Annotated in this window: 3 protein-coding genes and 6 pseudogenes; 4 read left to right on the top strand and 5 right to left on the bottom strand. The window is 59.0% G+C overall.

Features of this window, described 5'->3' with window-relative positions:
* Positions 1–97: 97 nt before the first annotated feature.
* A pseudogene (locus AB1I47_RS28180) lies at positions 98–323 on the top strand (ATP-binding protein); the annotation flags it as partial.
* Between the two features lie 1,271 nt (positions 324–1,594).
* Here AB1I47_RS28180 and AB1I47_RS28175 read toward each other — a convergent pair.
* Positions 1,595–1,681 (bottom strand): annotated as a pseudogene (locus AB1I47_RS28175) (MerR family DNA-binding transcriptional regulator); the annotation flags it as partial.
* Between the two features lie 50 nt (positions 1,682–1,731).
* Here AB1I47_RS28175 and AB1I47_RS28170 point away from each other — a divergent pair.
* Positions 1,732–2,094: pseudogene (locus AB1I47_RS28170) on the top strand (MerR family DNA-binding protein); the annotation flags it as partial.
* Positions 2,095–2,550: 456 nt separating this feature from the next.
* Positions 2,551–3,146 (top strand): annotated as a pseudogene (locus AB1I47_RS28165) (DMT family transporter); the annotation flags it as partial.
* Positions 3,147–3,344: 198 nt separating this feature from the next.
* Here the strand turns inward: AB1I47_RS28165 and AB1I47_RS28160 are convergent.
* The 4 genes and pseudogenes from AB1I47_RS28160 to AB1I47_RS28145 all read right to left on the bottom strand — a co-directional run.
* Positions 3,345–3,707, bottom strand: a pseudogene (locus AB1I47_RS28160) (integrase core domain-containing protein); the annotation flags it as partial.
* Positions 3,688–5,064, bottom strand: a complete 1,377-nt coding sequence (locus tag AB1I47_RS28155; protein WP_354686986.1) for an IS30 family transposase — start codon at positions 5,062–5,064, stop codon at positions 3,688–3,690. The gene AB1I47_RS28155 and the pseudogene AB1I47_RS28160, both read right to left, overlap by 20 nt.
* 68 nt (positions 5,065–5,132) lie before the next feature.
* A pseudogene (locus AB1I47_RS28150) lies at positions 5,133–5,705 on the bottom strand (IS3 family transposase); the annotation flags it as partial.
* A complete protein-coding gene (locus AB1I47_RS28145; RefSeq protein ID WP_354686984.1) occupies positions 5,702–6,016 on the bottom strand; it encodes a transposase in 315 nt (104 codons plus the stop codon). The gene AB1I47_RS28145 and the pseudogene AB1I47_RS28150, both read right to left, overlap by 4 nt.
* 148 nt (positions 6,017–6,164) lie before the next feature.
* On the opposite strand from AB1I47_RS28145, the gene AB1I47_RS28140 reads away from it, so the two are divergent.
* The gene (locus AB1I47_RS28140; RefSeq protein ID WP_354686983.1) at positions 6,165–7,514 is read left to right on the top strand and encodes a DUF3300 domain-containing protein; all 1,350 of its coding nucleotides are present in this window, start codon (positions 6,165–6,167) and stop codon (positions 7,512–7,514) included.
* The last annotated feature ends 137 nt before the right edge of the window (positions 7,515–7,651 follow it).

The following is a 7,651-nucleotide window of genomic DNA, read 5'->3' as shown; positions in this document are numbered from 1 at the left end:
CTGTGACTGTGACAAAGTAGTTCCCATCACTATTTGGTGGGAACTACTTTGGCGCCACTCTACTGAACGGTACAGACGGTGCTGGCGACTCGCTTACCGGCATGCCGAAGGCCCGTTCTTTGCGAACTTGCTCGAGGCTGTTGGAGACCCGGACCCGAACGCAGGTTCCAATCCGGCCAAGCGGATGCGTCTGGCCCTGCGGATTCGCGAGGCGGCGGCTCGAGCGGGAAGCGGCACGGTGCTGCTCTTCTGTGACGAGGCGCTACAACGACAACGAGTACGAGTGGCTTCGTGACGTCCACGATTCTCTCGATCGGCAGCAGACGTAGAACGAAGCAATTCTGTCACTCCGGAATCTGCCTGGAACCCGCGCCGTATATAGAAGTGTCGGCGACGAGTTGACACTTTTATTTACACTCGAAACAAAGGAAAAGTGTCACTTCGCGTGAGTCCGAAAGAAAATTGTCACTTCACCTATCTGGTGTGGATGTCTGTCGGTAAGGCTTTGATGTTATGGGATTTTTGAACGCGTAACGGAGACCGTCGTGTCGAGCGCACCGGTGCGAAGCTCGCGGTTTCGCAGTTACACGTTGTTATCGATGGCCGTGGAGCAGCGAACTTGGGGGTGGACCTTCCCGCCACATAACCACGCGTATCAAGGCGCTGAGCTGCCCATGTCTGCAAGCCGGATAGCGGCGCTTTGCCAAATATGGGGAACGACGATGCAAACCAGCGTAGCGCGTCCCATATTGACACCCAGGAGGGCTTTGCTGGCGACAATTTCACTTCGCGCGACATAGAGCATTGATTTTACGGGTTTTTTCTATCGGCGTCCTGGGGCAGGGTGAAGTGACAGTTTTACCCATGAAGTTGCGACACTTCTGTTTGGTCTACGATGGGCACCGACTATATCTGCACTCCGCGATCACAAGACAGCCGGTGCAAGAGGTTGGCTAGGTTTCCTCGTGTCTTGTTCTAGCCTCCGATCGCGGTCGCTAGATGGACGGCGGCACGGATTTTGGGACCGCGTAGGCGCTTCACACACGCCCGATTGACACGTTAGCGATCCTTCCGCGGTAACAACTTTCCTTCGCTGAGTCTAATTCATTGATTTCATTGAGGTTGCGTCCGGTTACGCTGCCGTTGTCACGCGAATTGACGACATTCCTTCGGGATCGTTGACGACTTTCCTTTGTTCTACGGCTAGACGCCCCGCGGGCACCGACTATATCTGCATTCCGCGATCACAAGACAGCCCGTGCAAGACGTTGGCCAGGTTTGTCGTTTCCTGTTCTAGCCTCCGATCGCGGTCGCCAGATGGGCGGCGGCACGGAGTTTTTAGGGCCGTGTAGGCGCGTCGCACGCGCTGAATTGACACTTCGCGATCCTGCCGCGGTGACAGGTTTTCTTCGCTGTGCTTAAGTCATTGATTTCATTGATGTTGCGTGCGATTTCTCTGCCGTTGTCACGCGAATTGACGACATTCCTTCGGGATCGTTGACGACTTTCCTTTGTTCTACGGCAGCCGCACTCCTTAGACCCGCATTCGCTCATGGCAATTTCCTTCATTTAGATCGTTTGTCATTGTCTAGTTAGGCAACAGCCCTTCCTTCTCGTAGTAGCGGATCGTCACGATCTCGCAATCTGCCCGCTTGGCAAGTTCCCCAATCCTGATGCCCATCACGATCTCCAAAAAACGCTTGCCTCTATAGTAGCTATAGGGATTTACAGCCAGCGCGCAGCAGTGGCAACTTTCGGCTGTACGGGGACGTGCACGTCGAGCGCTTGCAACTGATCCGTCATTGCCGTTCGCTCGACATGACGCTCAGCGAAATCCGGACATTGCTGGGCCTACGCGACCACCCGACTCAGGACTGCGGCGAGGTCAATGCACTACTGGATGCTCATATCAAGCGGGTGGAAGTGCGCGTGGAGGCGTTGTTGCGCTTGAAACAGCACTTGCTGACTCTGCGCGAGCAATGCTCTGGCGCTCGACCAGTGCAGGCGTGCGGCATCTTGCAAGGGTTGGTCAATTGCGATTGCCCTGTTGAAAGTGCCACGAACAGTCAAACATCTGAGCAAGCCAGGGCTTAGTGCAATATTTTGTGCGCCGTGGTCTCAGCGGGTGCGAATCCCGCCCGGCAACTCGCGCTCCAGCCGGTAGCAATCGGAGCAGTCGTGGAGGCAACGAAGCGGCTGAAGCTTTCGATGTAGAGGGTCATGTAAGTGACTTGGCGAGCATGCAGGCCGTAACGTGAGTGAACGCTGAGCAGGCCTCGAAAGACGCAATGCGGAAGCCTACCCGCCAGAATTTCGGGGAAGCACCATCGGGGGAAGAGAGCGAAGTATGCACCCCTCGATTCCGCCGTGGTAGTCGCGATGGCATGCATACAAGGGGGAAACCGATGCAAGACGGGAAGCCCCGTGCGTGGTCGAGCGCACCGACCAACCGGACGCCGGTGACGGACAGGCCGGGAGGACGGGACGTATCGTCGGGAACGGTAAGAAGGGTTTATATTCCAAAGCCGAACGGCAAACTCAGGCCGCTTGGCATTGCTGGTAGCGGCAGCCTGTGTCTGCTGGGCCATCGATAACAATCTGACTCGGAAGGTATCGACCAATGACGCAGTCCTTATCGCGTGCCTGAAAGGGCTCGTTGCGGGCACTGTGAATTTGAGCATCGCCTTCCCCCTCGATGGGCACCTGCCTGGATTGGCCAAGACCGTCGCGACCATGCTGACGGGCTTTGCTGGCTATGGCGTGAGCCTTATCTTGTTTGTTGTAGCCCTGCGGAACCTCGGGACCGCCCGGACAGGCGCATATTTTTTCGTAGCACCACTGTTTGGAGTCGCACTGTCGTTCTCGCTGTGGCCGGAGGTCCCGTCGACGCTATTCTGGGTTGCCGCCGGGTTGATGGCATTAGGCGTATGCTTCATCTTCGCGAACGCCACGAGCACGTTCACACCCACGAAGTACTGGAGCACACCCATTGTCACCGGCATGATGAGCATCATCAACACGTTCACGATTTTGATTGGGACGGGCAGGAGCCGCATACGCACCCGCACCGGCACGAGCCCATTACGCATTCGCACGCCCACTTCCCCGACATCCATCACCGGCATCGGCACCGAAAATCCAAGTAAGAGCTCTATCACACGAGAATGCAGGCCCCCGAAAAGGAATTTGCGTCCACGAACGGCGTCACAGTTGATGCAGGGAAGTCCGGCGAGATTATCTGGCCCTTCACAAAGTTCAAGTTGTCGGATTGTCCTGCCTAAAAAGGCTGCCTCTGCGGCGATTTGGGGTTGCCCCGCTTCTTCGGACAGATCTGCATTTGAATATTATGTCGATGGGTGGTCTCCTTGTGATGGGGCAGTGAAGGCCAGGTGTAGCGCCGGATTCATGCCATTGACAGGCAGCTTTTCAAATTCCTGCGGGGAGCGATAGCCCAGGGCGCTGTGCAGGCGATGTGGGTTGTACCAGCCCTCGATCCAGGTGAACAATGCCTGACGGGCGTCGTCATGCGTGGCGAAGCGCGAACGCATCAGCAGCTCGCATTCGAGCGTGGCGAAGAAGGACTCACACATGGCGTTGTCGTAGGCGTCGCCCACCGAGCCCATCGAAGGCTGAACACCGGCGTCGCGGCAACGTCGCCCGAAGGCAACAGACGTGTATTGGGCGGATTCAACCGGTCGTCGCAACACTAGATTGTTGAACAGATTTTAGGTACTTGTCCAGAGCTTCGGCCGGTGTTTTCCAACCAAGTGTTTTCCGGGGCCTGGTATTCAGTGCATTGGCAACGGCCTGAATCTCTCGAGCGCTCCACCGAGACAGGTCTGTGCCTTTTGGAAAGTATTGCCGCAGAAGGCCGTTCGTGTTCTCGTTCGTGCCACGCTGCCATGGACTGTGCGGGTCGGCGAAGAATACCTTCACCCCGGACTCGACCGTGAAGCGAGCGTGATCGGATAGTTCCTTGCCACGATCCCAGGTCAATGACCGCCACAGTTGGGCAGGCATGTCAGTCACGGTCTTCTTGAGGGCATTGGCCATCCTGATAGCTCCGTAGCCAGCCAGCGCAGGGCCATTCTTTGTCCTGGAAATAAGCCCGTAGCCTTCCTCGCGAGGCAGGTGTACAAGCATGGTGAATCGGCTTGATCGCTCGACCAGCGTTCCGATCGCGGACCGGTTCAGGCCGATGATCAGGTCACCCTCCCAATGCCCCGGCACAGCACGGTCCTCCGCTTCTGCAGGCCGGCTAGAGATCATTACATCCTCGCTAACGTGCGCCCAAGCCTTGGCTTGGGCCCTGGCCCTCGGCACGCGCAACGCCCGCCCAGTGCGCAGACAGCTAACCAGCTCGCGCTTGAGAGCACCTCGGCTCTGGATATAGAGAGCCTGGTAAATGGCTTCGTGAGAGATGCGCATTGATTCGTCATCCGGAAAGTCGATCTGCAACCGGTTGGAAATCTGTTCAGGCGACCAGCCATTGGCCCATTTACGGTCACCGCGATGCGGTTTGTTTCTCCCTTTAAACGGCGCTTGCCGGGGCCCAGAAATCTCACAGCCATCAGCGGCGCGAACCATGCCCTCCAGACGCTCTTGCACGTAGTGGCGCAGCCGTGGGTTAGTCACCAGTTTCGAAGGTTTGGGTCGTTTGGCAACCAGTTCCGCCTTCCACTGCGCAACCGAAGCTCGATACTCAAGCCGGCCGCTACGAGTTGCAGCGTTACGCGTCAGTTCCCGGGAGACCGTTGATGGGCTGCGTCCGATACGGCGAGCAATCTCGCGTACCCCGACGCCCTGGAACGAAAGTAGGCCAATCTCTTCTCGCTCCGCGAACGACAAGTACCTACCTGATATAGGGTTCGACATGAAAAGTGGCATGCCACCATTATGGCGGAACCAGCGAGTGCCTACCGCCTGCGACACGCCAACCGCCTCTGCAGCCTTCTCACTTGTAATGCCTGTTGCGATTTGCGCCCAGAATCGCCGCTCAATCTCACGCCGATGCGACGGCGCACCTGGCGAGCGCATCGCTCCACGCCCTGTCAACTTATGCATCCACCCCGCTGGTCGTCCCATAAACACCTCCTTGATCAAAGGTGTTGCGACGACCGGTTGAATCCGCCCTGGCAGCCCTGGTCCGAGTGGTGAATTACTGCGCTGGGATGTCGCTGCGCCAGCGCCATCTCCAGCGCTTGCAGCATTAGTGCGGTGCGCAGATGACTACCCATGGCCCAGCCTACGATGCGCCGGCTGTACACGTCGAGTACGACAGCCAGATAGTAAAAGCCGGCAGCGGTCGGAATGTACGTCGCATCGGCGACCCACAGCTGATTGGGCGCATCGGCACAGAAGTGCCGCTGCACCAGATCAGGCGCGGGTCTGCCTGTTGGCGCGCGGTGGGTGGTGCAAATGAAGCGCGGCCGGCAAGCCCCGCGCAGGCCGGCCTCACGCATCAGACGCGCCACGCGCTTGCGCCCGACGTGGACGCCCCGGCGCCGCAGCGTGGCATGCACTCGTGGCATCCCATAGGTACCGCGTGAGCGGGCGTGAATCTCACGGATTTGCGCGAGCAACAGCTTGTCACTCACGGCATGAGCGCTCGGACGTCGTTCCCTCCACGCATGGAAGCCGCTGCGCGAGACCTTAAGCAGCCGCGCCATGGTGGAAAGTGGATAACGGGCCTGATTTGCCTTCATGAATTCGAACCCTTGTCGGGTAGCGAACCGGTCTCCCGGGCAAACCAGGCCGCGGCTTTTGCCAATATCTCGCGCTCCAGTTCGAGCTGCTTGACCTTACGGCGTAGCCGCGTGAGTTCCTGCCGCTCGGCCGTGGTCAGACCGTCCTGACGAAGCCCGGCATCGCGATCCGCTTGGGCGACCCAGTTGTAGATCGTCTGGGCCGTCGGTTCGAACTCCTTGGCCAGATCCTCCGGGCGGCGACCCGCATGGACCAAGTCAACCATTTGCTGACGGAAGACCGCACTGTACGGTGGGCGCGTTTTCGGCATGGTGCACCTCCTGCTTACTCAAGATAGGCACTGTCCGAAAAATCGGGTCACCTCCAATTCCCTTGCAAATTGCCAACGAGAAATCTATAGAAGAGACAATAATGGCGCAAGTGTAGCGGTCGCCAGACGCCGTGTTACGGAGGTAGCCATGACGCTCAGCAGCGTGCGACGAATCCGGTGGGTTGGAGCCTGGGTCATTGCTTACATCCTCGCGGGCGTAGGCAGCGTATGGGCACAAGGCTCCGACCAGGGGCCCGCATTCAAACCGGAAGAAATCGAGGCGTTGGTCGCGCCCATCGCCCTCTACCCCGACTCAGTGCTGACCCAGGCGTTGATGGCATCGACCTATCCGCTAGAAATCGTGCAGGCGGCGCGGTGGGTCAAGGCCAATCCCAATGTGAAGGGTGATGTGGCACTCAAGGCGGTGGAAAGCCAGCCATGGGATGTGAGCGTGAAGTCGTTGGTGGCCTTTCCGCAGGTGCTGGAGCCGATGAACGACAAGCTCGACTGGACGCAAAAGCTTGGCGATGCATTCCTGGCTCAGGAGAAGGATGTTCTTGCCGCAGTGCAGAGGCTGCGCAGCAGAGCCAATGAATCTGGCAACCTGAAGTCAAACGAGCAGCAGAACGTAATTGTCGAGCCAGCACCTGCGGGCAGTGCTACCCAGAGCATCGTAAGAATTGAACCTGCCAATCCGGAGGTCATCTATGTGCCGAACTATAACCCCACGGTTGTATATGGCGGGTGGCCCTATCCATCCTATCCACCTTATTCCTATCCACCCTACCCGGCTTACTACCCGGGCGGCGCGCTGATGACCGGTTTCGCATGGGGTGTTGGTCTGGCCGCAGCGGGTGCTATCTTCTCCAACGCCAACTGGGGCGGTGGAGATGTCAACATCAACGTCAACAAGGCGGCGAACATTGACCGCAACTTCGACCGTACGAAGGTTGAAGGCGGCAATCGCTGGAAGCACGATTCGAGCCACCGAAAGGGTGTGGCATACCGGGACAACGCCACACGCGAGAAGTTTGGCAACAACGTCGCGGGCGCGGACAGGCGCAACGAGTTTCGTGGCCGTGAGGGAGCCGGCGTCAGCGACAGGGCAGGAGACAGGGCCGGCAATCGCGGGGGAGACCGGGCCGGAGACCGTGGGGGAGACCGGGGCGGAGACCGTGGGGTATCAGGCAATCGTCCGAGCACGGGCGACCGGAGCGCTGACCGGGCGGGCGTGAGCGACCGCAGTGCAGGTGGTGCCAACCGCACGAACTACGGAGGTGGTGGGCGCGACACCGCTTTTCAGGGCGTCGGTAGCGGCAACTCGCAGCGAGAATTTGACCGGGGCCGCTCAAGTCTCGACAACTCGCCTAGCGTGAGCGGGCGGCAGCAGGCAAGGGGAAGCCGGGGCGCCTCAAGCGGTGGCTATAGCGGAGGAGCGGGAGGTGGTGGTGCCCGCGCTGGCGGTGGTCGTGGTGGTGGTGGTGGTGGTCGCCGGTGACGATGCGCGAAGTCTTCTATGGCCCAGCGCAACACGATTTCGCTAATGCCCTTTGGCTTCGCTTGGCAAGGTACACAACGCTATGCTGCCACATAGGAGGCAGCGCCAAGCGTGCCAAGAGTTGGGATGCCGGCATT

The sequence above is a fragment of the Cupriavidus necator genome, from assembly GCF_040578825.1.
Taxonomy (GTDB): domain Bacteria; phylum Pseudomonadota; class Gammaproteobacteria; order Burkholderiales; family Burkholderiaceae; genus Cupriavidus; species Cupriavidus necator_E.
Note: the sequence above shows the minus strand (reverse complement) of the source record. Positions and strands in the feature narration are given on the sequence as shown.

Bases quoted from the DNA above. Each gene is read 5' to 3' on its own strand.
- AB1I47_RS28140 (WP_354686983.1), top strand. From the start codon at position 6,165: ATGACGCTCAGCAGCGTGCGACGAATCCGGTGGGTTGGAGCCTGGGTC.
- AB1I47_RS28145 (WP_354686984.1), bottom strand. From the start codon at position 6,016: ATGCCGAAAACGCGCCCACCGTACAGTGCGGTCTTCCGTCAGCAAATG.
- AB1I47_RS28155 (WP_354686986.1), bottom strand. From the start codon at position 5,064: ATGCATAAGTTGACAGGGCGTGGAGCGATGCGCTCGCCAGGTGCGCCG.